General features: G+C 71.3%; 22 protein-coding genes. 9 read left to right on the top strand and 13 right to left on the bottom strand.

What is annotated here, in order from left to right; genetic code table 11:
- The first annotated feature begins 135 nt into the window (after positions 1–135).
- A complete protein-coding gene (locus tag ABZ857_RS21910) occupies positions 136–1230 on the top strand; it encodes a DUF4192 domain-containing protein (protein ID WP_357045620.1) in 1095 nt (364 codons plus the stop codon).
- Here ABZ857_RS21910 and ABZ857_RS21915 read toward each other — a convergent pair.
- On the bottom strand, positions 1209–1559 hold the full coding sequence (locus ABZ857_RS21915; RefSeq protein WP_357045622.1) for a hypothetical protein: 351 nt from the start codon (positions 1557–1559) through the stop codon (positions 1209–1211). The two genes, ABZ857_RS21910 and ABZ857_RS21915, sit on opposite strands and share 22 nt — an antisense overlap.
- A 215-nt stretch (positions 1560–1774) precedes the next feature.
- Between ABZ857_RS21915 and ABZ857_RS21920 the strand changes: the two genes are divergently transcribed.
- Entirely contained in the window at positions 1775–2299 is a 525-nt protein-coding gene (locus tag ABZ857_RS21920) for a DUF1707 and DUF4870 domain-containing protein (protein WP_357045624.1), read from the top strand.
- 21 nt (positions 2300–2320) lie between these two features.
- Here ABZ857_RS21920 and ABZ857_RS21925 read toward each other — a convergent pair whose 3' ends face one another.
- The 7 genes from ABZ857_RS21925 to ABZ857_RS21955 form a co-directional block, all read right to left on the bottom strand.
- Positions 2321–3847, bottom strand: a complete 1527-nt coding sequence (locus ABZ857_RS21925; RefSeq protein ID WP_357045626.1) for an ATP-dependent DNA ligase — start codon at positions 3845–3847, stop codon at positions 2321–2323.
- Positions 3848–4015: 168 nt separating this feature from the next.
- Positions 4016–5293 carry an NADH-quinone oxidoreductase subunit NuoH gene (gene nuoH / locus ABZ857_RS21930; protein WP_357045628.1) on the bottom strand — a complete coding sequence of 426 codons (1278 nt, stop codon included), beginning with the start codon at positions 5291–5293 and terminating at the stop codon, positions 4016–4018.
- A 64-nt stretch (positions 5294–5357) separates the two neighbouring features.
- The gene (locus ABZ857_RS21935; RefSeq protein ID WP_357045630.1) at positions 5358–6179 is read right to left on the bottom strand and encodes a helix-turn-helix transcriptional regulator; all 822 of its coding nucleotides are present in this window, start codon (positions 6177–6179) and stop codon (positions 5358–5360) included.
- Between the two features lie 66 nt (positions 6180–6245).
- Positions 6246–7754 carry a glycosyltransferase family 39 protein gene (locus ABZ857_RS21940; protein WP_357045632.1) on the bottom strand — a complete coding sequence of 503 codons (1509 nt, stop codon included), beginning with the start codon at positions 7752–7754 and terminating at the stop codon, positions 6246–6248.
- Positions 7755–7954: 200 nt separating this feature from the next.
- Entirely contained in the window at positions 7955–8329 is a 375-nt protein-coding gene (locus ABZ857_RS21945) for an FKBP-type peptidyl-prolyl cis-trans isomerase (RefSeq protein WP_357045634.1), read from the bottom strand.
- Positions 8330–8476: 147 nt separating this feature from the next.
- Entirely contained in the window at positions 8477–9163 is a 687-nt protein-coding gene (locus ABZ857_RS21950) for a YrzE family protein (RefSeq protein ID WP_357045636.1), read from the bottom strand.
- An 83-nt stretch (positions 9164–9246) separates the two neighbouring features.
- Positions 9247–10686: a GuaB1 family IMP dehydrogenase-related protein gene (locus ABZ857_RS21955; protein ID WP_357045638.1), complete on the bottom strand. Its 1440-nt coding sequence runs from the start codon at positions 10684–10686 to the stop codon at positions 9247–9249.
- 104 nt (positions 10687–10790) lie between these two features.
- Between ABZ857_RS21955 and ABZ857_RS21960 the strand changes: the two genes are divergently transcribed.
- The gene (locus ABZ857_RS21960) at positions 10791–11309 is read left to right on the top strand and encodes an effector binding domain-containing protein (protein ID WP_357045640.1); all 519 of its coding nucleotides are present in this window, start codon (positions 10791–10793) and stop codon (positions 11307–11309) included.
- A 98-nt stretch (positions 11310–11407) separates the two neighbouring features.
- Here the strand turns inward: ABZ857_RS21960 and ABZ857_RS21965 are convergent, their stop codons facing one another.
- Together ABZ857_RS21965 and ABZ857_RS21970 are read right to left on the bottom strand one after the other, a co-directional pair.
- The gene (locus ABZ857_RS21965) at positions 11408–12055 is read right to left on the bottom strand and encodes a nitroreductase family protein (protein WP_357045642.1); all 648 of its coding nucleotides are present in this window, start codon (positions 12053–12055) and stop codon (positions 11408–11410) included.
- A 46-nt stretch (positions 12056–12101) separates the two neighbouring features.
- Positions 12102–13220, bottom strand: coding sequence for a CaiB/BaiF CoA-transferase family protein (locus ABZ857_RS21970; RefSeq protein WP_357045644.1), 1119 nt, complete (start codon positions 13218–13220; stop codon positions 12102–12104).
- A 75-nt stretch (positions 13221–13295) separates the two neighbouring features.
- Between ABZ857_RS21970 and ABZ857_RS21975 the strand changes: the two genes are divergently transcribed.
- From ABZ857_RS21975 to ABZ857_RS21985, 3 genes are all read left to right on the top strand, one after another.
- The gene (locus tag ABZ857_RS21975; RefSeq protein ID WP_357045646.1) at positions 13296–14282 is read left to right on the top strand and encodes a 2-hydroxyacid dehydrogenase; all 987 of its coding nucleotides are present in this window, start codon (positions 13296–13298) and stop codon (positions 14280–14282) included.
- Between the two features lie 188 nt (positions 14283–14470).
- Positions 14471–15841, top strand: coding sequence for an FAD-binding oxidoreductase (locus tag ABZ857_RS21980; protein WP_357045648.1), 1371 nt, complete (start codon positions 14471–14473; stop codon positions 15839–15841).
- Between the two features lie 25 nt (positions 15842–15866).
- The gene (locus ABZ857_RS21985; RefSeq protein WP_357045650.1) at positions 15867–17123 is read left to right on the top strand and encodes a class I SAM-dependent methyltransferase; all 1257 of its coding nucleotides are present in this window, start codon (positions 15867–15869) and stop codon (positions 17121–17123) included.
- Between the two features lie 6 nt (positions 17124–17129).
- On the opposite strand, the gene ABZ857_RS21990 is transcribed toward ABZ857_RS21985, so the two are convergent.
- Positions 17130–18656, bottom strand: a complete 1527-nt coding sequence (locus tag ABZ857_RS21990) for a long-chain fatty acid--CoA ligase (RefSeq protein ID WP_357045652.1) — start codon at positions 18654–18656, stop codon at positions 17130–17132.
- Between the two features lie 148 nt (positions 18657–18804).
- On the opposite strand from ABZ857_RS21990, the gene ABZ857_RS21995 reads away from it, so the two are divergent.
- The gene (locus tag ABZ857_RS21995) at positions 18805–20073 is read left to right on the top strand and encodes a cytochrome P450 (RefSeq protein ID WP_357045654.1); all 1269 of its coding nucleotides are present in this window, start codon (positions 18805–18807) and stop codon (positions 20071–20073) included.
- A 9-nt stretch (positions 20074–20082) separates the two neighbouring features.
- Here ABZ857_RS21995 and ABZ857_RS22000 read toward each other — a convergent pair whose 3' ends face one another.
- Positions 20083–20502, bottom strand: a complete 420-nt coding sequence (locus ABZ857_RS22000) for a hypothetical protein (RefSeq protein WP_357045656.1) — start codon at positions 20500–20502, stop codon at positions 20083–20085.
- A 98-nt stretch (positions 20503–20600) separates the two neighbouring features.
- Between ABZ857_RS22000 and ABZ857_RS22005 the strand changes: the two genes are divergently transcribed.
- The gene (locus ABZ857_RS22005; RefSeq protein ID WP_357045658.1) at positions 20601–21590 is read left to right on the top strand and encodes a helix-turn-helix domain-containing protein; all 990 of its coding nucleotides are present in this window, start codon (positions 20601–20603) and stop codon (positions 21588–21590) included.
- Positions 21591–21700: 110 nt separating this feature from the next.
- On the top strand, positions 21701–22984 hold the full coding sequence (locus ABZ857_RS22010) for a cytochrome P450 (RefSeq protein WP_357045659.1): 1284 nt from the start codon (positions 21701–21703) through the stop codon (positions 22982–22984).
- A 27-nt stretch (positions 22985–23011) separates the two neighbouring features.
- On the opposite strand, the gene ABZ857_RS22015 is transcribed toward ABZ857_RS22010, so the two are convergent.
- A complete protein-coding gene (locus ABZ857_RS22015) occupies positions 23012–24325 on the bottom strand; it encodes a hypothetical protein (protein ID WP_357045661.1) in 1314 nt (437 codons plus the stop codon).
- Positions 24326–24764: the final 439 nt, after the last annotated feature.

The following is a 24764-nucleotide window of genomic DNA, read 5'->3' on the forward strand; positions in this document are numbered from 1 at the left end:
GCGCCCTGTTCGGCGCCAACGGTTTTCCGGCCGCCCGGCTGCCCGGCTGTCCCGCGTTGTCCACAGGAGGACGGCTGTCCCCAGAACGCGCTTCGGCCGTCGTGGGGGCACGGCCGTCCGGCGAGGCTTGCCGCCATGACGATCCCGAAGCTCGTGCTCTCCTCGCCGGCGGACATCCTCGCCGCCGTGCCCTACCTCGTCGGTTTCCACCCCGCCGACAGCCTCGTCGTCACCGGCGTCGCCGGCCCGGAGGTGCGGCTGACGACGCGCTGGGACCTGCCGGTCGCCTCCGGGGACCTCGACCGGCTGGTCACGCTGCTGCGCCGCGAGTCGGTGACCGCCGCGTTCGTCGTCGGCTACGGTCCCGGCGCACTGGTGACCCCGGCCGTCGACACGGTGACCCGGCTGCTGCACGCCGGAGGCATCCGGGTGGCCGAGAGCCTCCGGGCCGAAGGCGGGCGCTACTGGTCCTACTCCTGCGGCAGCTCGACCTGCTGTCCCGCCGAGGGCACGCCGTACGACACCGAGCGCAGCCAGGTGGCCGCCGAGGCCGTGCTGCACGGGCTGGTCGCCCTGCCCGACCGGGGCAGCCTGCGACGCTCCGTCCAGCGGTGCGGCGGAGCGGCGATGCGGCAGGTCACCTCCCGCGTCATGGCCGACCTGCGGGCGATGCCCGAGCCCGGGGGACCGGTCGCGGACGAGATGGCCGCGCGGTTCGTGGCCGAGGGCCTGGCACGGGTGCGCAGGGCCATCGGCCTGTACGACTCGGGAGGCCGGCTCGACGACGAGGGCGTCGCCCGGCTCGGGCTCGACCTCGCCGTGGTCAGGGTGCGCGACGAGGCGTGGGCGTTGATCGACGACCGTGACGCGCACATCGCGTTGTGGCGCGACCTCACCCGCCGCCTGGAGCCGGGCCACGTCGCGCCCGCGGCCTCACTGCTCGCGGCCGCCGCCTGGCACCGGGGGGAGTGCGCGCTCGCGGGGATGGCGCTGGAGCGGGCGCTCGCCGCCGACCCCGGCTATTCGATGGCGCTCCTCCTCCGGCAGGCCCTGACGCACATGATGTCCCCCGCCATGCTCCGCGACCGCATGCCGACGCCGGAGGAGCTCGACGACGAGATGGGCCCTCCCCGGGCGATCTGGCTCGCGCCGCTGCGCGCACTGCTCGCCCGGGAGCCGGCCGGTCCTGCCTCCGCCCCGGCCGGCCGTCAGGCCGGCTCGCCGTCCTGAGCCTGACGACGGCGCTCGTTGTAGGCCCGCATCCGGGCGGGATAGCCGGTGAGCTGCACGTCGTACACCGGAAGGGCGAGATCCCTGGCGACCTTCGCGATCACCGCGGGAGCTCCGACGCGGCGACGGGTCCACTCCCCGTCGTGGGCCACGGCCACCGCGGTGGTGTCGGTCGCGAAGGTCTCGGGTTCGACGTAGAACTCGACGCCACGCCGGGTCTTGGCGAACTCGATGAGGGCCTCGATGTCGGCGTCGGTCGCCTCGCGGTCGAACTTGGCCACGCGGGCGCCCCGGCGGCGCCGGAGCCCATAGCGATCTCGCCATCTCATAGTGCTTGTATACATCGCCGTGGATCACGATGGCGTTAAGGGAACGGTCTCGGGGCGATGTCGGGGATGTCCCTGATGCCACCGGGCGCGTACCCGGCACAAGATGGAGGCAGACTCGAAGAGAGCCGAACAGCCGATCGACGGAAGGCGATGCTGTGATGCCCGCGGCAACGACACCACAGTGGCCGGGCCGTGCCCCGATGCCACATCCTCAGTTGCGCGTTACCAACCAGGACCGCGAACAGGTGGTCGAGCACGTCAAAGCGGCCTACGCCGAGGGCAGGCTCGACAAGCACGAGATGGACGAGCGGCTGCACCTGGCGATGACCGCGCGCACGCACGCCGATCTCGTGCCCATCATGAACGACCTGTACGGGACCCGCCCGGCGTACGTCCCCAGGCCGCCCGTGTACCAGAGGGCGGCTACGGACGGGGGAGACCGGGTCGGGGCGGCGGCCTCGCACCTGTTCGCTCTGCTGGGGTTGTTCATCGTCGGCCCGCTGCTGATGATGGTGACCGCGGGGCGGACGTCCCCATACATCAGGAAGCACGCGGTGGAGTCGCTGAACTTTCACCTCACCGTGTTGGGGGCGACGGTGTTGTTGCCGTTCACCGTCGTCGGCGTCTTCCTGCTGCCGGTCATCTGGGTCGTCGGGCTGGTCCTGGCCGTCGTGGGCGGGGTGTCGGCGCTCGCCGCCACCGAGTTCCGCTACCCGCTGACCATCCGCCTGATCAAGTAGCCCGTGAGGTGAGGCCCCCGGTCAGGGCATGAGCGCGCGGACCGCGGCCACCGTGTCGGCCTCCTCGGGCCGCTTGTCGGGCCGATAGCGCAGCACGCGGGCGAACCGCAGCGCCATGCCGCCGGGGTAACGGCTCGACCGCTGCACGCCGTCGAAGGCTATCTCCACGACCAGCGCGGGCTTGAGCGTGACGACGTAGCCGTCCGCCGGCCCCTCCGCCAGCCGCAGGAACTGCTCGGTCTGCCAGGTCAGCAGTTCGTCGGTGAGGCCCTTGAACGTCTTGCCGAGCATCACGAAACCGCCGCTCTCCGGGTCGTAGGCGCCGAGGTGCAGGTTGGACAGCCAGCCCCGGCGCCGTCCGTTGCCCCACTCGGCGGCCAGCACGACCAGGTCCAGCGTGTGCCGCGGCTTGACCTTGATCCAGCCCGCTCCCCGCCGGCCCGCGGCGTACGGCGTGCGCAGCGACTTCACCACGACGCCCTCGTGACCACGCCGTACGGCGTCGCGGAAGAACGCCTCGGCCTCATCGACGTCGGCCGTGACGAGCCGAGGGGTGATCAGCTCGGCCGGGACCGCGGCCTCCAGCGCGGCGTGCCGCTCCTCGTCCGGCAGATCGAGCAGGTCGGCGCCGCCCACGCGCAGGATGTCGAAGAAGAAGACGGTCAGCGGCACGGCCGCGCGCAGCGACGCGACGTCGGTCCTGCTGGCCACCCGGCCCGAGGTGACCTGGAACGGCTCAGGGCGGCCGTCCGGGCGCAGCGCGATGACCTCGCCGTCGAGCACCAGATCGGTCCCGGGCAGGCCGAGCACGGCCTCGACCAGCTCGGGGACCTGGGCGGTGATGTCGTCGAGCGTGCGGGTGAAGACGGCGACCCGGTCGCCCGACCGGTGGGCCTGGACCCGCACGCCGTCGAGCTTCCACTCCACGGCGGCGGGGGCGCCGGCCTTCTCCAGCGCGGCGGTCACGCTGGGCGCGCTCTGCGCGAGCATCGGCGCCACCGCCCGCCCGACCTCCAGGTGGAACGCCTTCAGCTCCGCGACGCCGCCGCGCAGCGCGGCCGCGCCGACGGCGGGCAGCGAGCCGCGGAGGGTCAGGGCCCGGCGCACCTCGGCCGCGGGCACGTCCGCGGCCATGGCGACCGCCTCGATCATCACCCCGTTGAGCGCCCCCTGGCGCAGCTCGCCCGTCAGCAGCCGGTGCAGGAACGACTGCTCCTGCCGGGTGAGGGCGCCGAACAGCTCGCCGAGCAGCTCGCGGCGCGCGGCCTGCGAACCGGCGCCGGACTGGGACCTGATGCGTTCGAGCAGCGCGTCGACCTGCGTCAGGGTCGCCGTGGCGATCTGGCGCGGCTCAGGGGGATCGGACAGGCTCCGCCAGCCCACCCCGATCTGACGCTGCGGCAGCTCACCCGACAGGTAGGCGATGGCGATCTCGGCCTCGTCCGGTCCCACCCTGCCGAGCAGCTCGGCGAGGTGCCTGATCTTGGCGAGCCGCGCCGAGTCCGCGGCGACGGCCGCGGACGTCCTGGCAAGGTCGATCAGCAACACAACGTAATCCTGCCTCACCACAGCGGCAGATGCCCAGGCCGGGGGTCAGACACGACCTAGTGGGACGTCCACGAACCATGGCCGGGTTCGGTCACCGCGCCGGAAGGAACCTGCGGTCCCCGCGAAGCCCTCCGCTCCCTCGATCCAGGCGAACGTTTGTGGACGGCACTAGCTCCGCCACGCTCCGTGATAATGCGGCAGGTCGAGCGGCGGCACCGGGAAGCCGCCTGCCGCGGGCTCGTCGGACAGTCGCTCGAACTCGGCGTCGACCTCGGCCTTCTTGGCTTCCTTGCGCCGCTGGTCGACGGTGTCGAACCGCATCCAGACGGCCAGCGCGCCGACCACGACGACCGCGCCTAGGGCGACGCCGATCACCCGGTTGCCCTCGTTGACCACCACGTTGCGCACGGCCGCGACGAGCAGGATCCAGGCCAGGTTGACCGGGATGAGCACCTTCCACCCCAGCGACATGAGCTGGTCGTAGCGCACGCGGGGCAGCGAGGCGCGCACCCACACGATGAAGCTGAAGGTCAGCGCGAACTTGATGAAGAACCACAGCGCCGGCCACCATCCCGTGTGCGCCCACTCCCACGCCATCGGGAGCGGCGCCCGCCAGCCGCCGAGGAACAGCGTCACGGCGACGCCCGAGGCGGTGAAGGTGTGCAGGTACTCGCCCATCATGATCAGGGCGAACTTCAGCGACGAGGAGTATTCGGTCTGGAAGCCGCCGACCAGCTCGCCCTCGCCCTCAGGGAGGTCGAACGGGATGCGCGCGGCCTCGCCGAACATGCAGACCACGTAGATCAGGAACGACGGGATGAGCAGCACCGCGTACCAGGTTCCGGCCTGCACCTTGACGATCTCGGAGGTGGACAGCGTCCCGGCGAGGATGAACACCGCCACGAACGACAGGCCCATCGCGATCTCGTAGGAGACCACCTGGGCCGCTGAGCGCAGGCCGCCGAGCAGCGCGTACGGCGACCGCGACGACCAGCCGGCCAGCACCACGCCGTAGACCGACACCGCGCCCATGGCCGGCATGAACAGCACCGCCACCGGCAGGTCCACGAGCTGCAGCGGCGTCCGCACACCGAACAGGTTGACCATCGGCGCGAACGGCACGATCGAGAAGGCCAGGAACGCCGGGACCACCATGATGACCGGGGCCAGCAGGTAGAGCACCTTGTCCACGGTCCGCGGGAAGATGTCCTCCTTCAGCCCCATCTTGATCGCGTCGGCGACCGACTGCAGCAGACCGAACGCGCCGGCCCGGTTGGGGCCGTGGCGGTGCTGCATCCGCGAGATCAGCTTGCGCTCGTACCAAACCCCGAAGACCACGCCGAACGCCAGGAAGAGGAACAGCATCACGGCCTTGACGACGGTGATCCACAGCGGGTCCCTGCCGAAGTCGGCAAGGGTGGGATCGGCCATGGGAACGCCGGTCATGGAGTGCTGCTCCTTCCTCTGCCGCGGCGTCCGGCCAGCCCGGGGCCCGCGGTGGAAGGTGACGCTATCCGGTGAGCCGATCGGCGTCTTGAACGAATGCGAACAGCCGCTTCGGCGTCATGCCGGCCATCGCCCGGATCTCGCGGGTGAGATGAGACTGATCGGCGTAACCGCACGCGACCGCCCGGTCCAGCGTGGCCGAGGGCCGCCGCAGCAGATCCACGGCGCGCTGGAAGCGGGCGATCCGGGCGAACGTCTTCGGCGACAGGCCCACCGCGCGACGGAAGCCGAGTTCGAGGTATCGCCGGCTGACGCCCAGCTCGTCGGCCAGGGCGCCGATGGTGAGCCGTCCGTCCGGTTCCTGCAGCCGCAGCCAGGCGTGCGTGATCATGCCGTCGGGGACGGCGTCGGGGCGCAGCCACGCCGTCAGCAGCTGCTCCAGCAGGCTGAAGCGGGCCGCCCAGCTCGCCGGCGCGGCCAGCCTGCCGGTCAGCTCCGCGGCGCGGGCCCCGAGGAGATCCGCCAGGTGCACGGTCGCACCTGCCACCTCGCGCATGGGTGTCCCCGTCACTGCCGACATCCCGGCGGGGGTGAGCCCGACCGCCACCCCGTGGCGCCACGGGGTGCGAGCCGGGAGCGTCGCGGCGCTCCGGGGGCCGGTGACGATGGCGCTCATGTCCGTGAAGTCGATGATGAGGGTGGCCGCGTTGAGCGGCAGCATCCTGCTGGGCGGAAGCCTTCCCGCCGGAGCGCGAAAGCCTGCCCAGCCCAGCACGTAGGGACGCAGGCGTGGGCCTGACGCGCGGATGACGATCCGGTACGCCTCCGTCCGTGGCTGTGCGGGCAGGGAAGCGGGCAGGGAAGCGGGCAGGGAATGCGTCGCCATCACATCAGCACACCGCCGGGTCATGGGAGGTCATGGATCAAGTGTGCCGCGGGCGCGCAAGCCCCACTAGCTGTAGTGGCGCATGCCCGGCCACAGCTCGCGCCAGGGGCGTACGGGGTCGCGGCAGACCGTGATCGGCACGCCCTGCTCCTCGCCCGGCATTCCGCTCAGCCTGCCCGCCGCGCCGCAGTGGGCGAAGGCGGTGCCGAGGTAGGCGGGCGGGTAGCCGACGGACACGACCACCCGCGTCCCCTCCGGCGGCGGCCCCCACCACCACAGCTCGTTGTGGCCGCTGTACACCTGGGGCAGCCCGAACTCGCCCGCCCAGCGACGCAGCGCGCCTGCCTCGCCGTAGTTCCCCGCGAGCAGCACCGCCCCGGCGCGCTCGCCGGCGGGCAGGCCGTTCACCACCCGGGCCGTCTGCGCCGCCAGGTCGCGCATGCCCACCGACTCGCGGGCCACCTCGTTGACGGCGGCGACCGGCGTACCGGCGAGCGACGCCGCCGGGACGACCGGCAGCGCCACGACCACCGCCACCACGGCGTTGACCGCCAGCGCCGCGACCAACGCTCCCCGCCACCGCCACCCGGCCGCCATGACGCAGCCGGCCGCGAACAGGTAGAGCAGGAACGCGCCGGTGTAGTCCGGGCGGCCCCCCGAATAGAGGATCAGCGCGCAGGCCACGGGGTAGGCGACGGCGAGGGAGCGGACCCGCCGGTTCCGCCACAGCCGCAGCCAGCCGGCCACGCACACCACCGCCTGCGGAGGCCCGAGCAGCACGATCTGAAGGGGGACGAAGGCGGCGCGGTTGTCCGCGCCCTCGTCGATCTTCAGCGCCTGGGCCATCTGGAACTGCGGCCAGTCGTGCGTCGCCTGGTAGACCAGGTTGGGCGAGGCGACGGCCAGAGCCAGGAGGGCGCCGGCCCACAGCCGCCTGTCCCGCAGCACCTCGCGCGGACCGGCCACGAGGACGCCCAGGCCGGCGCAGCCCAGCAGCACCACGATCAGATCGCGGTTGTACGCCGCGATCCCGCACAGCGCTCCCACCCAGAGCCAATAGCGCCCGTCCCGCCTGAGCAGCACCCGGAGCAGGCACAGCGTGACGGCGCTCCACAGCACGAGGTCGGGGGTGAGGGTCAGCAGCGCGTGACCGGCCACGAGGGGCAGCACGGAGGTCGCCGTCCCGGCCGCGGCGAGGATCTGGGCCGTACGGCCGCCACCCAGCTCGCGGGTGGCCAGCGCGACGAGCACGACCAGGGCCCCGGCGCACAGGGCGGGCACGATCCGCAGCGCGACGACCGTGTCCCCGAAGATCGTCGTGGACAGCCGGGCGATCATCGGCGTCAGCGGCGGAGTGTCGAAGTATCCGAGCCGCGGCCGTTCGCCCAGCATGCGGAAGTACAGTTCGTCGCGGTGGTAGCCGTACCACGGGCTGACCACGAGCAGCACGGCCACGGTCGCGGCGGCGATCGCGACCACGGCCCGGGGCGGTCCGGCGAGCGCAGCGCCCGCCCGAGCGTCCCCGCCGGCGCTCTCCGTCGGCGTGTCACCGGTCGCCTCGTCGCCCGCGGTCACGCCGGCCTCCCGGAAGCCGGCGTTCGCGGTGCGGCACTCTCGCTGTTCTGCCAGGAGTCGTGCCGCGAGGGGCCGTGCTTGACGGGGACCCGCAGGCCGCGGCTCGGGAAGGCGTCGTCCACGCGGCCATCATCCTCGAAGTGCCCCGGATCTCCTATCCCCTGATCCGGAGCACCGCGGGCGCCTCACGGGCGCCCCGGTCAGCCGACGCCGAGCAGGTCGACGACGAAGATGAGCGTCTCACCGGGCTTGATGCGGGCGCCCGCGCCGCGGTTGCCGTACCCGAGGTGCGGGGGAATCGTCAGCCGCCGCCGTCCGCCGACCTTCATGCCGGCCACGCCGCGGTCCCAGCCGGCGATGACCCTGCCGCCGCCGAGCGGGAACTGGAACGGCTGGCCGCGGTTCCAGGAGGCGTCGAACTCCTCACCCGTGGAGAACGCCACCCCGACGTAGTGGACGGTCACGTTCTGTCCGGGCGTGGCCTCCGGCCCGTCCCCCTCGACGAGATCGACGATCTCCAGGTCCGCGGGCGGCGCGCCCTCGGGAAAGTCGATCTCGGGCTTCTCCAGTGCCACGTGGGCCTCCTGTTCTGTGTGTGCCCCAAAGCGCTTCGAGTGCCGGAAGTTCCGGCCGGCTGACGACTCTACCGGGGACGGCCGACACGACGACGCCTTCCCCACGCGGGGTGGGGAAGGCGTCGCGATTCCAGGAGATGACGAGGGTTACGGGCGACGGCCCCGCGACAGGCCCGCCCGGTCGTCGTCGCGCGCCTCCTCGGCACGGACTTCATCCGCACGGGCCTCCGCACGAGTCTCATCCGCCTCGGTCACCGGGTAGCCGGGGGCCTGCGGAGCGGTGTCGGGCGCCGCGACCGGTGACGTGACGGGCCCGGCCGACGGCGGACGCTGGACGACGACGGTGTCGGCCGGCTGCACGCCGCCCTGCAGCAGCGCCTGGGCCTGGTCGAGCATGGGAGAGGCCACCTGCACGTCGTAGCGCCCGGCGACGATCGAGCTCCTGGACGAGAAGTCGCGCGTCCCGCCGGTGAAGGCGTGGCTGGTGAAGCCGAAGGCGGCGCCGGCGATGGCGCCCCAGAGGATCGACCAGAGCACCAGTCCGAAGAACGAGGTCGTGGTGGAGGTGAACAGCCCGAGGAACAGGCCGACGATGAGGCCGAACACGGCGCCGGTGATCAGGCCGGACAGCGCCGCCCTGCCGTTGGTGAGCCGGCCGGTGACGGTCTCCTCCAGGCGCAGGTCGCTGCCGACGATCGCGGTGTTCTCCACCGGGAACCCGGCGTCGGACAGGGTGTCGACGGCGCGTTGCGCCGCCGCGTAGTTGTCGTAACTGACCAGCAGCCGTCGGTCGACCGCCGGACTGACCGGCCCTCCGGCCGGGGAGTACTGCATGATCGCCTCCGCGGGGTAGTGCGGTCGGTACAAGACCGCACTACCCCGGGTGAAGCCGATATTCCTCGTCCGAATGGGAAAGGTCACCAGCTTTGGTGCAGCGGCATGCCCTCGCTGTAGCCGGAGGCGCTCTGCACGCCGATCACCGCCCGCTCGTGGAACTCCTCCAGCGACGCGGCACCCGCGTACGTGCAGGAGGAACGCAGACCGGCGACGATGGCGTCGAGCTGGTCCTCCACACTGGGCCGCGCGGGGTCGAGGTACATCCGCGAGGTCGAGATGCCCTCCTCGAACAGCGCCTTGCGGGCCCGCTCGAACGGTGAGTCCTCGGCGGTGCGCAGCCGTACGGCACGTGCCGAGGCCATGCCGAAGTTCTCCTTGTACTTGCGCCCGTCCGGGGCGGTGCGGGTGTCGCCGGGCGACTCGTACGTGCCGGCGAACCACGAGCCGATCATGACGTTGGAGGCTCCCGCGGCGAGCGCCAGCGCGACGTCGCGGGGGTGGCGCACGCCGCCGTCGGCCCACACGTGCCGGTCCAGGCGGCGGGCCTCGGCCGCGCACTCCAGCACCGCGGAGAACTGCGGCCGTCCCACGCCGGTCATCATCCGGGTCGTGCACATGGCGCCCGGGCCCACGCCGACCTTCACGATGTCGGCGCCGGCCTCGACGAGGTCGCGTACGCCCTCCGTGGTGACGACGTTGCCCGCCGCGACCGGCACGGAGGGCTCCAGCGCCCGTACGGCCCGCAGCGCCGCGATCATCTTCTCCTGGTGGCCGTGCGCCGTGTCGACCACGAGCACGTCGACGCCGGCGTCGAGCAGCTCCTTGGACTTGGCGGCCACGTCGCCGTTCACCCCGACCGCGGCCGCGACGCGCAGCCGGTTCCGCGCGTCCACGGCAGGCTGGTAGAGGGTGGAGCGCAGGGCACCGGTGCGGGTGAGGATGCCGACCAGGCGGCCGTCCTCGTCCACCACGGGAGCCAGCCGGTGGCGGCCCTCGTGCAGCGCCTCGAACGCGGCCTGCGGGTCGACGCCGCGCGGCAGCGTCTGCGGCGAGGCGGTCATGACCTGGGAGAGCTGGGTGAACATGTCGACGCCGTGGCAGTCGGTCTCGGTCACCACGCCGACCGGGCGGTTGTCCCAGTCCACGACGATGACCGCGCCGTGCGCCCGCTTGGGCAGCAGGGTGAGCGCCTCGCCCACGGTGTCGTGGGGGGTGAGGGTGATGGGCGTGTCGTGGACGAGGTCACGGCTCTTCACCCATTCGATGACGTCGGCCACCACGTCGATCGGGATGTCCTGGGGGATGACGGCGATGCCGCCGCGCCGGGCGACGGTCTCGGCCATGCGGCGGCCGGCGACGGCCGTCATGTTGGCGACGACGACGGGGATCGTGGTGCCGGTTCCGTCGCCGGTGGACAGGTCCACGGCCAGGCGCGACCCGACGGAGGAGCGGGACGGCACCATGAACACATCGCTGTACGTGAGATCGTAGGGCGGCGTCACATCATTGAGGAATCGCACGTTTGTCCAGCCTACGTTGTGAGCGGGTCATATCCGGCATTCCCGGCCGCCGCCGGAGCAGACCCGGACACGGGATACATTGACCTCGCCTGAGAGGAGAGCATGTGATCATCGTTGACCGTCCGGAGACGCTCGTCGTCGGCTATGCCGTACGGACGACCAACGCGGCGGAGGCGGATCCGGCCCGCGCCCAGTTGCCGGGTCTGTGGGCCCGCGCCGGAGCGCCGGGAGCCTTCGCGCACGTGCCCGGCCGGGTCGACGAGAACCTGTACGCCGTGCTGACGGACTACGAGAGCGACCACAACGGCGCCTACACGCAGATCGTCGGCGTGGCCGTGCGCACGGCGGCGCGACTGCCCGAGGGCATGGTCGCCGTACGGGTGCCCGGCGTGCCCGCGCTGCTGTTCGAGGCGCGGGGACCGATGCCGGGAGCGCTCGTCGAAGCCTGGCAGCAGGCGTGGAAGCACACCGAGTCGGGCGCCACCCCGGCCCGCGCCTTCACCACCGACCTGGAGATCCACCATCCCGGGGGCGTCGACCTCTTCGTGGCCACGCTGCCGTCGTTCGGGGATCCGACCGGGCCGATTCCGCAGGTTCAGGCGCCGCCGGTTCAGCCGGCCTGATCGGCGTCCGGGTTCCGGACGGCGGTGTCGCTCGGGGCGATCGCCCACCGCATGACGACCTCCACCGGCACCTCGAAGAGGCGGTCAGGGTGATCGACTCAGGGCGTCCAGAGGGGCTCGGGGATCTCGAAGCCGACCGGCTCGCCCCACTGGTTGCGGTAGGCGACCTCGTGCACGGGGCGGCGCGGGGCCACGCCCCAGCGGCCGGTCGGGTAGCCGAAGGTGACCATGCACGCCACCTGCCAGCCCTTGTCCTCGGGCACACCGAGGATCCGCATCGTCTCCGCGCCGTGGAACAGCCCCAGCACGGACGTCAGCGCGCTGCCCACCCCGAAGGCGCGGGCGGCCAGCTGGGCGCTCCACACCGAGGGGTAGATGGAGCCGCCGCTCGGGTCGTTGCGGGTGAAGGCGAACATCAGCAGGGGATAGGACTCGAAGTGGTCGGCCAGGTGCTGGGCCGACCGCAGCACACTGAGCGTGCGGGTGTCGCCGGTCGCCTCGGCCCGCTCGCGCATCGGCTTGTAGTGCCCCTCGAACAGCCTGCCGAGCGCGTCCCGGTACAGCGGTCCCAGCTGGGACTTCACCTCCGGGTCGTCCACCAGCAGGAAGCGCCAGCCCTGGGTGTTGCCGGCGCTGGGGGCGCGGACCGCGGCGTCCAGGATGCGTTCCTGGACCTCGGTCGGGATCGGGTCGGGCTTGACCCGTCGCATGGCACGCGTCGTGTACAGGGCCTCGAAAAGGTCCATGTGCGGGGGACTCCTCGATCGTCGCGGGGGAAGGGGGAGCGGGGGGTCAGGCCAGCACGCCGGCGGCGCGCAGGGCCTTCGCCTCGTCGTCGGGCAGGCCCCAGGCGCTCAGGTCGTGCAGCCGGGTGGCGGGGGACAGGTCGCCGCGCGGCACGCCGGCCAGCCGGGGCGCGGGCGCGGCCTGCGGCAGCCCGCCGACCTCCACGAACGTGCCGCGCGCCTGGTTGTGCGGATGCCGGACGGCCTCGCGGGGGTCGAGCACGGGGGACACGCAGGCGTCGGAGCCCTCGAAGACCGCCTCCCACTCGGCCCGCGTACGCGACCGGAACGCCTCGGCCAGCCGCTCCCTGATGGCCGGCCAGTTCGCCCGGTCGTCGCGGTCGGGCATGTCGTCGATGCCCATCCGGGCGAGCATCTCCGCCCAGAACTGCGGCTCGAGCGCGCCCACGGCGAGATGGCCGCCGTCGGCCGTCTCGTACGTGTCGTACATGGGGGCGCCGGTGTCGAGGAGGTTGGTGCCGCGTGGACCCCAGTGGCCGGAGTGCACCCCGCCGTAGAACATCGAGAACAGCAGCGCCGCGCCGTCGACCATCGCGGCGTCCACCACCCGGCCGCGGCCGGTGCGTTCCCGCTCCAGCAGGGCCAGCAGCACGCCGTACGCCAGCATGAGCCCGCCGCCGGCGAAGTCGCCGAGGATGTTGATCGGCGGGGTGGGCTTGCCGCCCTCACGGCCCAGCATCGACAGCACCCCGGCGATCGCGATGTAGTCGATGTCGTGCCCGGCCGTGGAGGCGAGCGGGCCGTCCTGCCCCCAGCCGGTCATGCGCCCGTAGACCAGCCGCTCGTTCACCGCGTGGAGGTCGGCGGGTCCGATGCCGAGCCGTTCGGCGACCCCCGGCCGGAACACCTCGATCACCACGTCGGCCCGCCCGGCCAGCCGCTTGAAGGCGGCGACGCCCTCGGGCGACTTCAGGTCGAGGCCGATCGTGCGCTTGCCGCGGTCCATCACGTCGCGGCGCGGCGTGTCGCTCACGGCCTTCACCCGATCGATCCGCAGCACCTCGGCGCCGTGGTCGGCGAGCATCATCCCGGCGAACGGCCCGGGCGCGAGACCGGCGAGCTCAAGCACCCGGATCCCCGCCAGCGGTCCCCGCGGCTCTTCCATCCACGCCCTCCTCACAGCGGCATCACTTCACGCGACAAGTAGAACATGTTTCTGTAGGCGTGCGAGACTGCGCCCGTGACGTGGAATGTTCTCGCGCTGCCACCGCTTCCGGAGACCGCGGTGCGCGGCCTGCTCGCCGGCCTCGACGGCCGCGTCGAGGTGCGGGTCCCCGCCCGCCACGACCGCGCGGCCCTGCTTGACGCGCTGCCCGAGGCCGAGATCGTCGTCGGCGACTGGAGCGGTGCCCTGGCCCTCGACGCCGAGGCCGTACGGCTGGCGCCGCGCCTGGCGTTCGTGCAGCAGCCGTCGGTCGGCGTGGACGGGCACGACCTGGAGGCGCTCGCCCGCGCGGGGGTGCCCCTCGCCAACACTGCGGGGGTGAACGCCGCCGCGGTGGCCGAATGGTGCCTGGCCGCCGCGCTGGCCCTGCTGCGCCACCTCGCGGACGGCGACAGGGACATGCGGGCGGGGGAGTGGCCGCAGTTCGCCTACCAGCGCCGCGAGCTCGCCGGGTGCCGTGTGGGAGTGGCCGGCTTCGGGCCGATCGGCGCGGCCTGCGCCCGCCTGTTCGGCGCGCTCGGCTGCCGGGTCTCCTACTGGTCGCGCACGCCCAGGGCCGAGTCGTACGGCGCGGCCTACCTGGACCTCGACGCGCTGGTCGCGGGCAGCGACGTGCTCGTCCTGGCCGTGCCGCTCGCCCCGGAGACCCGCGGGCTGATCGACGCCGCCGGGATCGCCCGCATGCCCCCGGGATCGGTGCTGGTCAACGCGGCCCGGGGCGGCGTGGTCGACCAGGCGGCGCTGCTGGCCGCACTGGAGTCCGGCCACCTCGCCGGCGCGGCGCTGGACGTGTACGACAGCGAGCCCCCGCCGCGGGACGACCCGCTGCGCTCCTGCCCGAGGGTCCTGCTGTCGCCGCACGCGGCCGGGGTCACGCCCGAGGCGACGACCCGGCTGATCCGGTGCGTGCTGGACAACCTCACCGCGGCGACAGAAGGTCGTCCCGTCGCCAACGTGGTCAACGGCGCCGACCCGCTCGTCCGCCGGCGTCCGCCCAGGTGATGACGCTTTCCACAGTTACAGCAGGGGCGGCGGAGGCGATGAAAAAGGGCAGGATACGATCTACGCCGACGGGGCGCCGCGGGAATACCAGATAGTTTTCGCGGGCGTAACGTGTCTACTCTGGTCTGCGTTCCCCTCCGGGGATAGCGTGCCAAGAGGCGATCTCTACGATCCATGGGGGTGGTGTCATGCCAGAGCGCACGGCCAGTATGACCGCCCATCGGAAGGCCGTCGAGCAGATCAGGGACTCCTACGCGGCCATGCCCGAGGACGCCGCTCCTCGGCTGGCCAAGGCCACGACGAACCTGTTCCGCTTCCGCGCGCCGGCCAGGACGGCCTCGCTGTCCGCCCGCGATCTGGACCAGGTCATCCACGTGGACCCGGCGACGATGACGGCCGAGGTCCAGGGCATGACGACGTACGAGAACCTGGTGGACGCCACGCTGCCGTACGGGCTCATGCCGTACGTCGTGCCGCAGCTCAAGACGATCACGCTGGGCGGCGCGGTCACCGGCCTCGGCATCGAGTCGACGAGCTTCAAGGACGGCCTGCCGCACGAGTCGGTCGAGGAACTGGAGATCCTCACCGGCGACGGGCGGATCGTGGTGGCCCGGGCCGACAACGAGTACGCGGACCTGTTCCGGGCGTTCCCCAACTCCTACGGCACGCTCGGCTACGCCCTGCGGATCCGGATCAAGCTGGCCCGGGTGAAGCCGTACGTCAAGCTGACGCACATCCGCTTCAGCGACGCCGACAAGTGCATGCTCGCCATGCAGGAGATCTGCGAGAGCCGCGAGCACGACGGCGAGCAGGTGGACTTCGTCGACGGCACGTTCTTCGGTCCCGACGAGCTGTACATCACTGTCGGCTCGTTCTCCGACCGGGCGCCCTACACGTCCGACTACACCGGCATGCGGATCTACTACCAGTCCATCCGCAGCCGCGTCCGCGACTGGCTGACCGTGCGCGACTACCTGTGGCGCTGGGACACCGACTGGTTCTGGTGCTCGCGCGCCTTCGGCGTGCAGCAGCCGCTGGTCCGCTCGCTTCTCCCGCGCCGCTACCTGCGGTCGGACGTCTATCGCAAGCTCGTCGGCCTCGACCAGAGGTACGGCGTGACCGCCCGGATCGACCGCTGGCGGAACAACCCGGTGCACGAGTCGGTCATCCAGGACGTCGAGGTACCGATCGAGCGCGGCGCCGAGTTCCTGGAGGTCTTCCACGACAAGGTCGGCATGACCCCTGTGTGGATGTGCCCGCTCAAGGCGACCGACCGATGGTCGCTCTACCCCCTGGAACCCGGCCGCCTGTACGTGAACTTCGGCTTCTGGGGCATGGTGCCGCTGCCGCGCGGCCAGTACGACGGGTATCACAACCGGCTGATCGAGCGGGCCGTGCACTCGCTCGACGGCCACAAGTCGCTGTACTCCACCTCTTTCTACGAGCGTGAGGAGTTCTGGCGGCTCTACAACGGAGACGCCTACTGGCCGGTCAAACGCGCCTACGACCCAGGCGGCCGGTTGCTGGACCTCTATGACAAGTGCGTCAGGGGCCGGTAGGCGTCGATACGTCGGGAGAGATGCAATGACTCTTGCGAAGATCTTCGAGAAGATCGTCGGTCCTGACGCGGGCGTCGAGTTCGTCGCCTACGACGGCAGCAAGGCCGGATCCTCGGGGGCGGACCTCCGCATCGAGGTGAAGTCGCCGGTGGCGGTGGCCTACCTCGCGCAGGCGCCGGGAGAGCTCGGCCTCGCCCGCGCGTACATCTCGGGGCACATCGACGTGCACGGGGACATGTACACCCTGCTCGACCGGATGTGGTCGCTGACGCTCAACGACCTGCCGCTCAGCGAGAAGGTCGCCGCGATCCGCTCGCTCGGGATCAAGCCGCTGCTGATGCGCGTGCAGCCGCCGCCGCAGGAGGCGCGGCAGAGCACCCTGGCGAAGCTGGGCAGCCGGCACGCCAAGCAGCGCGACGCCGAGGTGATCCACCACCACTACGACGTGTCCAACCGCTTCTACGAGTGGGTGCTCGGCCCCTCCATGGCGTACACCTGCGCGGTGTTCCCCCGGCCGGACGCGACGCTGGAGGAGGCGCAGTACACGAAGTTCGACCTGGTCGCCAAGAAGCTCGACCTCAAGCCCGGCATGCGGCTGCTCGACGTCGGCTGCGGCTGGGGCGGCATGGTCATGCACGCGGCCAAGGAGTACGGCGTGAAGGGCCTCGGCGTCACGCTGTCGCGCCAGCAGGCCGAATGGGCGCAGAAGGCCATCGCGGAGGCCGGGCTGTCGGAGCTCGCCGAGGTCCGCTACATGGACTACCGCGACGTGCCGGAAACCGGTTTCGACCGGGTCAGCTCGATCGGCCTCACCGAGCACATCGGCAAGGACAACCTGCCGTCGTACTTCTCCTTCCTGTACGGCAAGCTCAAGCCGGGCGGGCGCCTGCTCAACCACTGCATCACCCGCCCGACCAGCACAGAGAAGACCTTGAACAAGGGCGGCTTCATCAACCGCTACGTCTTCCCTGACGGTGAGCTGGAGTCGGTGGGCTACCTGGTCCGCCAGATGGAGGACACCGGTTTCGAGGTCCGCCACGAGGAGAACCTGCGTGAGCACTACGCGCTGACGCTGCGCGAGTGGTGCAAGAACCTCGACGCCCACTGGGAAGAGGCGGTCGAGGAGGTCGGCCAGGGCACCGCCCGGGTCTGGCGGCTCTACATGGCCGGCTCCGTCGTCGGGTTCGAGCGCAACAAGATTCAGCTCCACCAGGTGCTCGGGGTCCGGCTCGACGAGGGACGGTCGCACGTTCCGCTGCGCCCGTCCCTCGACTGGCCGTAAAGGGCTCTACCGCAGCTCGCGCTTGAGGATCTTGCCGGTGGCGGTCATCGGCAGGGACTCGCGGAACTCCACGATCCGCGGGTACTTGTAGGCCGCCATCGTCTCCCGGCACCACGCCACCAGTTCCTCCTCGGTGACCGTGGCGCCGGGCTTGCGGATGACGTACGCCTTGACCTCCTCGCCGTGGGAGTCGTGGGGCACCCCGACGACCGCGGCGAGCGAGACCGCGGGGTGGGTCATGAGGACCTCCTCGATCTCACGGGGATACACGTTGAACCCGCCCCGAATGATCATGTCCTTGGCCCGGTCGACGATGAAGTAGTAGCCGTCCTCGTCGCGCCGGGCCACGTCGCCGGTGCGGAACCAGCCGTCCTTCATGACCTGCGCCGTCGCCTCGGGGCGGTTGTAGTAGCCCTTCATGATGTTGTGGCCGCGGACGGCGATCTCGCCGATGTCGTCGGCCGTGTTCCAGTCGGCGTCGACCAGCTTCATCTCGACGCCCCAGATCGGCGTGCCGATCGAGCCGGCCTTCGCGGGCCTGCCCGGCTGGTTGAACGAGGCCACCGGCGAGGTCTCCGACAGGCCGTAGCCCTCCAGGATGTCCACGCCGAACGTCGCGCTGAAGTCCTTGAGCACCTCGACAGGCAGCGCCGAGCCGCCGGAGACCGCCGTGACCAGCGAGGGCGGCACCTCGGCCGCCCCGGCGTGCACGGCGGTGAGCATGGCCCAGTACATGGTCGGCACTCCCGCGAACAGCGTGACCTTCTCGCGCTTCATCAGCCCGAGGGCCTCGGCCGGCTCGAAGCGCGGCAGCAGCACGAGCGTGCCGCCGCGCCGGAACCCGGCGTTCATCAGCACCGTCTGGCCGAAGGAGTGGAACAGCGGCAGCGCGACGAGATAGGTGTTCTCCGCCTGCCGGGGGAACATCTCGTCGCTGACGATGGCGTTCATGACCATGTTCTGGTGGGTGAGCTCGGCGCCCTTGGGCTGGCCGGTGGTGCCGCTGGTGTAGAGGATCACCGCCGTGTCGTCGGCGGAGGTCTGCACGGTCTCGAACTCGCCGGACACCCCGTCGAGGGCCGCCCACAGCGTCTCGCCGAGCTCGGACTCGGTGGCGAACGGCGTGGCCGGCAGCACGAAGAAGTGCTCGGCGCGCTCGGCGTCGGCGAAGCCGGCCCGGCCCCGCTCGCCCAGCGGCAGCTCCGGCGTGCCCTCGAAGCAGAAGAAGGCCTTGGCGTCGGAGTCGTCCAGGTGATAGGCGATCTCCCTGGCCTGAAGGAGCACGTTCAGCGGGACGACGGTCGCGCCCGCCTTGAGGATCCCGTAGTAGACGAACGGGAAGTACGGCAGGTTGGGGCAGGCCAGCGCCACCTTGTCGCCCCTGCCGATGCCGCGCGAGACCAGCAGGTTGGCGACCTGGTTGGCGACGGTGTCCACGAGCGAGTACGGCAGGCGCATGTCGCCGAAGACGACCGCGGTGGCGTCGGGCTTCTCCCGTACGCTGTCTTCCAGCACGACGGCCAGGTTGAGCATCTGCCGCTCCCTCTTCTATCGGACCCTCGGTCCATACCAACCGGTAGGTACCTCAGCGTAACGGCTCGGGGGGTGGATTTTGAGGGTCCGGTTACAAGGGCGTTCTCGGCTCTTGACGATGCTGTGTCCCCGCACCAGAGTGGGCGGCATGGACACGGCTGTCGACCTGTCCCACATCCCCTTCTGGGGGCTGCCCCAGGCCGAGCGGCACGAGGCGTTCCGCCGCCTGCGCGCGCTCGACCACCCCGTCTTCTTCCGCGAGAACAAGATCCCCTTCATCGGCCACGGCCCCGGCTACTACGCGCTCGTACGGCACGCCGACGTGACCGAGGCGAGCCGCGACCCCGCCGTCTTCAGCAGCGAGCCGACGGCCAACAGCATCCCCGACATGCCGCGCTGGCTGGCCGTCTACTTCGGCTCGATGATCAATATGGACGATCCCCGGCACGCCCGCCTGCGGCGGATCGTCTCGCGGGCGTTCACTCCGCGCATCCTGGCCAAGATGGAGGAGGACCTGGGCCGGGCCGCCCGGGAGATCGTCGACCGGGCCGTGCGGGAGGGGCCCGGCGACTTCGTCACCCAGATCGCCGCCCGATTACCCGTACGGGTGATCTGCGACATGATGGGCATCCCGGCCGAACACCACGACCGGGTGCTACGCCGTACGAACACGATCCTGGCCAACGCGGACTCCGAGTATTCGGGCGTCGCCGTCGACCCGTCCCGGCCGGACGGCTCCTTCGGCCGCTGGACCACGGCCCGCGGCCTGGCCGCGCTGCTGCGGGCCGGGCACGACCTGAACGCGCTGGCCCGTCGCCTCGCCGGGGAGCGCCGCCGCCGGCCCACCGACGACCTGACCAGCAAGCTCGTGAACGGCGAGGAGCACCTGACCGCCCAGGAACTCGGCTCGTTCTTCATCCTGCTGGTCGTCGCGGGCAGCGAGACGACCCGCAACGCCATCGCCCACGGGCTCAAACTGCTCACCGACCACCCCGACCAGCGCGCGCTGCTGCTGGAGGACTTCGACGGGCGCGTCGCGGGCGCCGTCGAGGAGATCGTCCGCTACTCCAGCCCCGTCATCCAGTTCCGGCGCACCGTGACGCGGGACCACACGATGAACGGCCACGACTACCGCGCGGGCGACAAGGTCCTGCTGTTCTACAACTCGGCGAACCGGGACGAGGCGGTCTTCCATGATCCCGGCGTCTTCGACATCACCCGCAGTCCCAACCCCCACGTCGGCTTCGGCGGCCACGGCCCCCACTACTGCCTGGGCGCCCACCTCGCCCGCCGGGAGATCACCGTGATGTTCCGGGAACTGTTCGACCGCATGCCCGCCATCCGCTCCGTGGGCGAGCCGTCGTACCTGCTGTCCAACTTCATCAACGGCGTCAAGCACATGAGCTACCGCTTCTGAACTTCAGCGTCAGTGGGCGTACTTGTTGCGGCGCCGGAGCATGGCCGCCAGCATCAGCGGGAACATCGCGACGTGGGCCGCGACCATCAGGGCCATGCCGTCGATCAGGCCCAGCCACAGGAGCGGGAACAACGGCACCACCGGGGCGAACATCGCGCCGCACATCTCCAGGGCCGGGGCCCAGGCGTGGCCGCGCACGCGCATCCAGGCGGCCATGCCGGCCGACATGTCGAACGCCATCAGCAGATAGGCGAGCTCGGGATCGCGGGCGTACGAGGGCTCGATCCCCAGGGCGGACCACAGCAGGCCGAGCGCGAACATCCCGGCGAACATCGCGACCACCATCTCGAGGTAGTGCAGGGCGAAACGGCCCCATCGCCGCGTGGCGGGGCGGTGACCGGTGTGCCTTTCCGGCGTCGTATGAGTCATGGCCCAACTGTCCGGGCGGCCGGGGGACGCGCCAAGGAGGGGAACGGGGACGGGTCCGGAATCTTGGGCTCCTCGTCTGTCCGGCCTACAGTCGGGTCATGACCCAGCGACGCATGGTCGTGGTCGGATTCCACGCGGCGGAGCTCCTCGACATCGCGTGCGTGACGACGAGCCTGATAATGGCGAACACCCACGGAGCGTCCCCGTGCTACGACGTGTGCCTGGCCACTCCGTCGGGGCTGCCGGTCACCTGTGGCAGCGGGTTGACGCTGCAGGGGCAGCAGGCGCTCGAACGCGTCACAGGGCCGCTGGACACGCTCCTCGTCTCCGGGGGAATCGGCCACGAGGAGGCCGCCGCCAACCGGCTGATCGTCAGCCACGTTCGGCGGCTGGCCCGGGAGAGCCGCCGCGTCGCGTCGGTGTGCACGGGCGCGGCGGTGCTGGCCGCCGCCGGTCTGCTCGACGGACGGCGCGCCACCACGCACTGGCAGTTCGCCCACACGCTCGCCGCCCGCCACCCGGAGATCGCCGTCGACGCCCGCCCGATCTTCATCCGTGACGGCAACGTCACCACCGCCGCCGGCGTCACCAGCGCGCTGGACGTCACCCTCGCCTTCATCGAGGAGGACCACGGCCCGGCCCTCGCCAGGCAGGTGGCCCGCAACCTGGTGACGTACCTGCAACGACCGGGCAACCAGGCGCAGATGAGCATGTTCACCGAGGGCCCGCCGCCGGGCGACGGCCTGGTCAGGCGCGTCGTCGACCACATCACCGGCCATCCGGACGCCGACCTGTCCACCGCCGCGCTGGCGGTCGGCGCGGGCGTGAGCGAGCGCCACCTGACCCGGCTGTTCCTCAAGCACACGGGGCAGACGCCGGGCCGGTTCGTACGCCGGGCCCGCACCGAGGCCGCCGCCCACCTGCTCGCCTCCACCTCGCTGCCGATGGCCGCCATCGCGGCCCGCTGCGGCTTCGGGACGGCCGAGGCCCTCCGCCAGGCGTTCGTCGACCTGTACGGCATCCCGCCCTCGCGCTACCGCCTGACTCAGGCGACCGCGTTGCCGTCCTCCTTCGGCGACGGCGAGTGACGATTCTGTCGGTGCGGGCATGCCCGCTTGACCCACTGTGGCTGAACCAGTGGATGTGGCAGACTGGCAACCGAATGTGGTTCTAGTCACTGGGAAGGTCCGGCCCCCACATGATGACGCAGCCCATGGAGCCCGCGCGGCGCACGCCCATCACCTCGGCGGCGGACATCGACCTGAACGACTGGAACTTCTGGGGCCGCCCGGACGAGGAGCGGGAGCACGCGTTCCGGCTGCTGCGCGACCTGGACAAGCCCGCCTTCTTTCCCGAGCCCGAGTTCAGCCTGGGCGGCGTCACGGGGCCGGGCTACCACGCGCTCGTCCGGCACGCCGACATCCTGGAGGCGAGCCGCGACCCCGAGGTCTTCTGCTCGGGCGACGGCGGGGCCACCAACATCCCGGACCTGCCGGCGGAGTTCGCCGAATACTTCGGTTCGATGATCAACATGGACGACCCGCGGCACGCGCGCCTGCGGCGGATCGTCTCGCGCGCCTTCACGCCGAGGATGATCAAGCAGTTCGAGTCCGACGTGGACGCCGCGGCCTCGCGCATCGTGGACGAGCTGCTGGAGACCGGCCCGGGCTGCGACTTCGTCACCGAGGTGGCCGCGAAGCTGCCCTTGAAGATCATCTGCGACATGATGGGCATCCCGGAGAAGGACTACCGGTTCGTCTTCGACCGCTCGAACATCGTCCTCGGCGCCACCGACCCCGAGTACGTGAGCGACCGTGAGGACATCGCCCACGCGCTGCTCACCGCGGGGATGGAGCTGCAGCAGCTCGTCCAGGACCTGGCGGCACTGCGGATGGAGACGCCCACCGGCGACCTCACCTCGTCCCTGGTCAACGCCAACATCGACGGGGAGCGGCTGACCGCCCAGGAGCTCGGGTCGTTCTTCATCCTGCTCGTCGTGGCCGGCAACGAGACCACCCGCAACGCCATCTCGCACGGCATGCGCCTGCTCACGCTCAACCCCGAGCAGCGGCGGCTGTGGCTGGAGGACTTCGAGGGCCGGGCGCCGCGCGCGATCGAGGAGATCGTCCGGCTGGCCGCGCCGGTCAACTACATGCGCCGCAAGGTCACCCGCGACCACGAGATGAACGGCAACCTCTACCGCAAGGGCGAGAAGGTCCTGCTGTACTACTGGGCGGCCAACCGCGACGAGCGGGTGTTCGACGACCCGCTGCGCTTCGACATCCTGCGCGATCCCAACCCGCACGTCGGCTTCGGCGGCCCGGGTCCCCATTTCTGCCTCGGCGCCCACCTGGCCCGCCGCGAGATCACCGCGATGTTCCGCGAGCTGCTGCGGCGCGTCCCGCAGATCGAGGCCGGCGAGCCGGAGCGCCTGCTGTCCAGCTTCATCAACGGCGTCAAGCACATGACCTGCGAGTTCTGACCGGCCGGACCCGGGCCCGGCCGGTGGTCAGCTGAGGGGCTTGATCGACCGGAAGACCGTGTTGATGTCGGGGAGCAGGTCGTTCTTGAGCTCGGGCACGGCCATGTAGACGATCGTGGGAAGGTCGGCGCCGGTGTTCACGGCCGCGACCACGACCGTGGTGGTCGCGCCGTCGGCGGTCACCTTGTAGGCCGCGGCCAGGCCGGTGAGGTTGTTGCGGGCCAGACGCTGCTGGGCAATCTTGGTGGCCTTGTTGTCCTTGGGGAACTGGGTCTGGCGCGCCCGGAACATCACGGCGCTGAGCACCGGGCTCAGGTTGTCGGGCGTGGTGTACCTCGCGGCCAGTGACTGCGTCAGCGGGCCCGACATCACCAGGGCGAACTCGCGCTTGCCCTTCGTGGTCATGCCGGCCGGCACGTACTGCCTGCTGGTGAAGCCGTACGTCGCCTTGATCTGGGCCGGGTCGGCGTCCGCCTGCCAGGGGCCGCCGAGCTTGGGCAGCGTGATCCGGCCCGCGGTGTCGGTGAGCACGCCGTTCACGGGGGAGGCGGTGCCCTTGTAGACGGGCAGCCGTGACGAAGTCTGCGCCTGCGGCTTGGCCGTGGCGCCGGTCTTGACGGGGGAGGGCTTCGCGGACGTCGCCGCCTCGGCGGTGTCGCCGGAGCTGAGCGGCCCGGCGGCGAACGCCCACACGAGCACCCCGACGAGCGCGGCGACGACCGAGGCCACCAGCGCGTACAACCAGACCGGCCGGCCGGACTCGTCCTCCTCGTACTCGTCGATGGCCCGGTAGTTCTCCCCGAACACCGTGTTCCACAGCTCCTGCTGCCGGTGCGCGGGAGGCGTCTTCGGCCCGCTGATCTGTCCCGCCGTCACGAACGGCCGGTACGGATCCTCCGGCTGAGGGGGCGGGGGCGGCGCGGTGGAGGCGGGCGGCGCGGACTCGGCGTACGAGCGGACCGAAGGAGTGAACGGCGAAGAGGGCTGCGGGCGGTCCTGACCGCCCGGGAACCCGCCCCCGTGCGGGTCCGCCTGCCCCTGCCCATGACCCTGGCCCTGGTTCTGACCCTGGTTCTGACCTTGGTTCTGACCGGGGGCTCCGGGGCCCGGCGTGCCGTACACCGGCGCGGGCTCGCCGAAGGCGGGGAAGGGCTGCCGCGGAGCCGCGCCGGGAAGCGGGCCCGCCATGGTCGCGGTCGCGTCCGCGGCCTGCTGCGGAGTCCCTTCGACGAAGGAGCGGACGGTGGGGGTGAAGGAGGCGGGCGGAGGCATCTCGGGCCAGGCCGGCGGGATCTCCGGCCACGCCGGCTCCCGCTGGTGTTCGCTGCGGTCCGTGGGCACGGTACCTCCCGAGATCATGCCCGAATTGGGGGTGCCTGGCATGATCTCATGCGAGCCGGGGGCTGCCGCAGCGAAACCGCGGAATGCCTCGCGGAACTGCTCGCCCGTGGGGTCGGTGGGCGGGTCCTGCATCGGCAAATCCGCGGGCGGGAATGAGTTGGCCACGGCAGCACAGTAGGGGAATGGACATAAGAGCCCACAACGGAACTATCACCATCGGGTATCGCAGTTTGACACGCGAGGTCAGCGCGGAGGATCTCCGGCGACCCCGCTTGCGGTCTGCGCTACGCTTGACACGCGTGCCGCCACCCTGCTGTGCGGGCAGTCGCCTCACGACCGGGACGTGAAAGCGCGGGCTGCCTCCCTCCCCGGTCCACACGCGGGGTGCAGTGGGGTCATGCCCCGGGCGGGCGCCTTCATCTGTGTGATTCCAGCCGCC

It is taken from the genome of Microbispora sp. NPDC046933, from assembly GCF_040644635.1.
Taxonomy (GTDB): Bacteria; Actinomycetota; Actinomycetes; order Streptosporangiales; family Streptosporangiaceae; genus Microbispora.

What these genes read in the sequence shown, in the direction of transcription:
- ABZ857_RS22005 (WP_357045658.1), top strand. Translation starts at nt 20,601, where the DNA reads ATGACCCAGCGACGCATGGTCGTGGTCGGATTCCACGCGGCGGAGCTC.
- ABZ857_RS21915 (WP_357045622.1), bottom strand. Translation starts at nt 1,559, where the DNA reads ATGAGATGGCGAGATCGCTATGGGCTCCGGCGCCGCCGGGGCGCCCGC.
- nuoH (WP_357045628.1), bottom strand. Translation starts at nt 5,293, where the DNA reads ATGACCGGCGTTCCCATGGCCGATCCCACCCTTGCCGACTTCGGCAGG.
- ABZ857_RS22000 (WP_357045656.1), bottom strand. Translation starts at nt 20,502, where the DNA reads ATGACTCATACGACGCCGGAAAGGCACACCGGTCACCGCCCCGCCACG.
- ABZ857_RS21970 (WP_357045644.1), bottom strand. Translation starts at nt 13,220, where the DNA reads ATGGAAGAGCCGCGGGGACCGCTGGCGGGGATCCGGGTGCTTGAGCTC.
- ABZ857_RS21990 (WP_357045652.1), bottom strand. Translation starts at nt 18,656, where the DNA reads ATGCTCAACCTGGCCGTCGTGCTGGAAGACAGCGTACGGGAGAAGCCC.
- ABZ857_RS21910 (WP_357045620.1), top strand. Translation starts at nt 136, where the DNA reads ATGACGATCCCGAAGCTCGTGCTCTCCTCGCCGGCGGACATCCTCGCC.
- ABZ857_RS21935 (WP_357045630.1), bottom strand. Translation starts at nt 6,179, where the DNA reads ATGGCGACGCATTCCCTGCCCGCTTCCCTGCCCGCTTCCCTGCCCGCA.
- ABZ857_RS22010 (WP_357045659.1), top strand. Translation starts at nt 21,701, where the DNA reads ATGATGACGCAGCCCATGGAGCCCGCGCGGCGCACGCCCATCACCTCG.
- ABZ857_RS21985 (WP_357045650.1), top strand. Translation starts at nt 15,867, where the DNA reads ATGACTCTTGCGAAGATCTTCGAGAAGATCGTCGGTCCTGACGCGGGC.
- ABZ857_RS21995 (WP_357045654.1), top strand. Translation starts at nt 18,805, where the DNA reads ATGGACACGGCTGTCGACCTGTCCCACATCCCCTTCTGGGGGCTGCCC.
- ABZ857_RS21950 (WP_357045636.1), bottom strand. Translation starts at nt 9,163, where the DNA reads ATGCAGTACTCCCCGGCCGGAGGGCCGGTCAGTCCGGCGGTCGACCGA.
- ABZ857_RS21980 (WP_357045648.1), top strand. Translation starts at nt 14,471, where the DNA reads ATGCCAGAGCGCACGGCCAGTATGACCGCCCATCGGAAGGCCGTCGAG.
- ABZ857_RS21965 (WP_357045642.1), bottom strand. Translation starts at nt 12,055, where the DNA reads ATGGACCTTTTCGAGGCCCTGTACACGACGCGTGCCATGCGACGGGTC.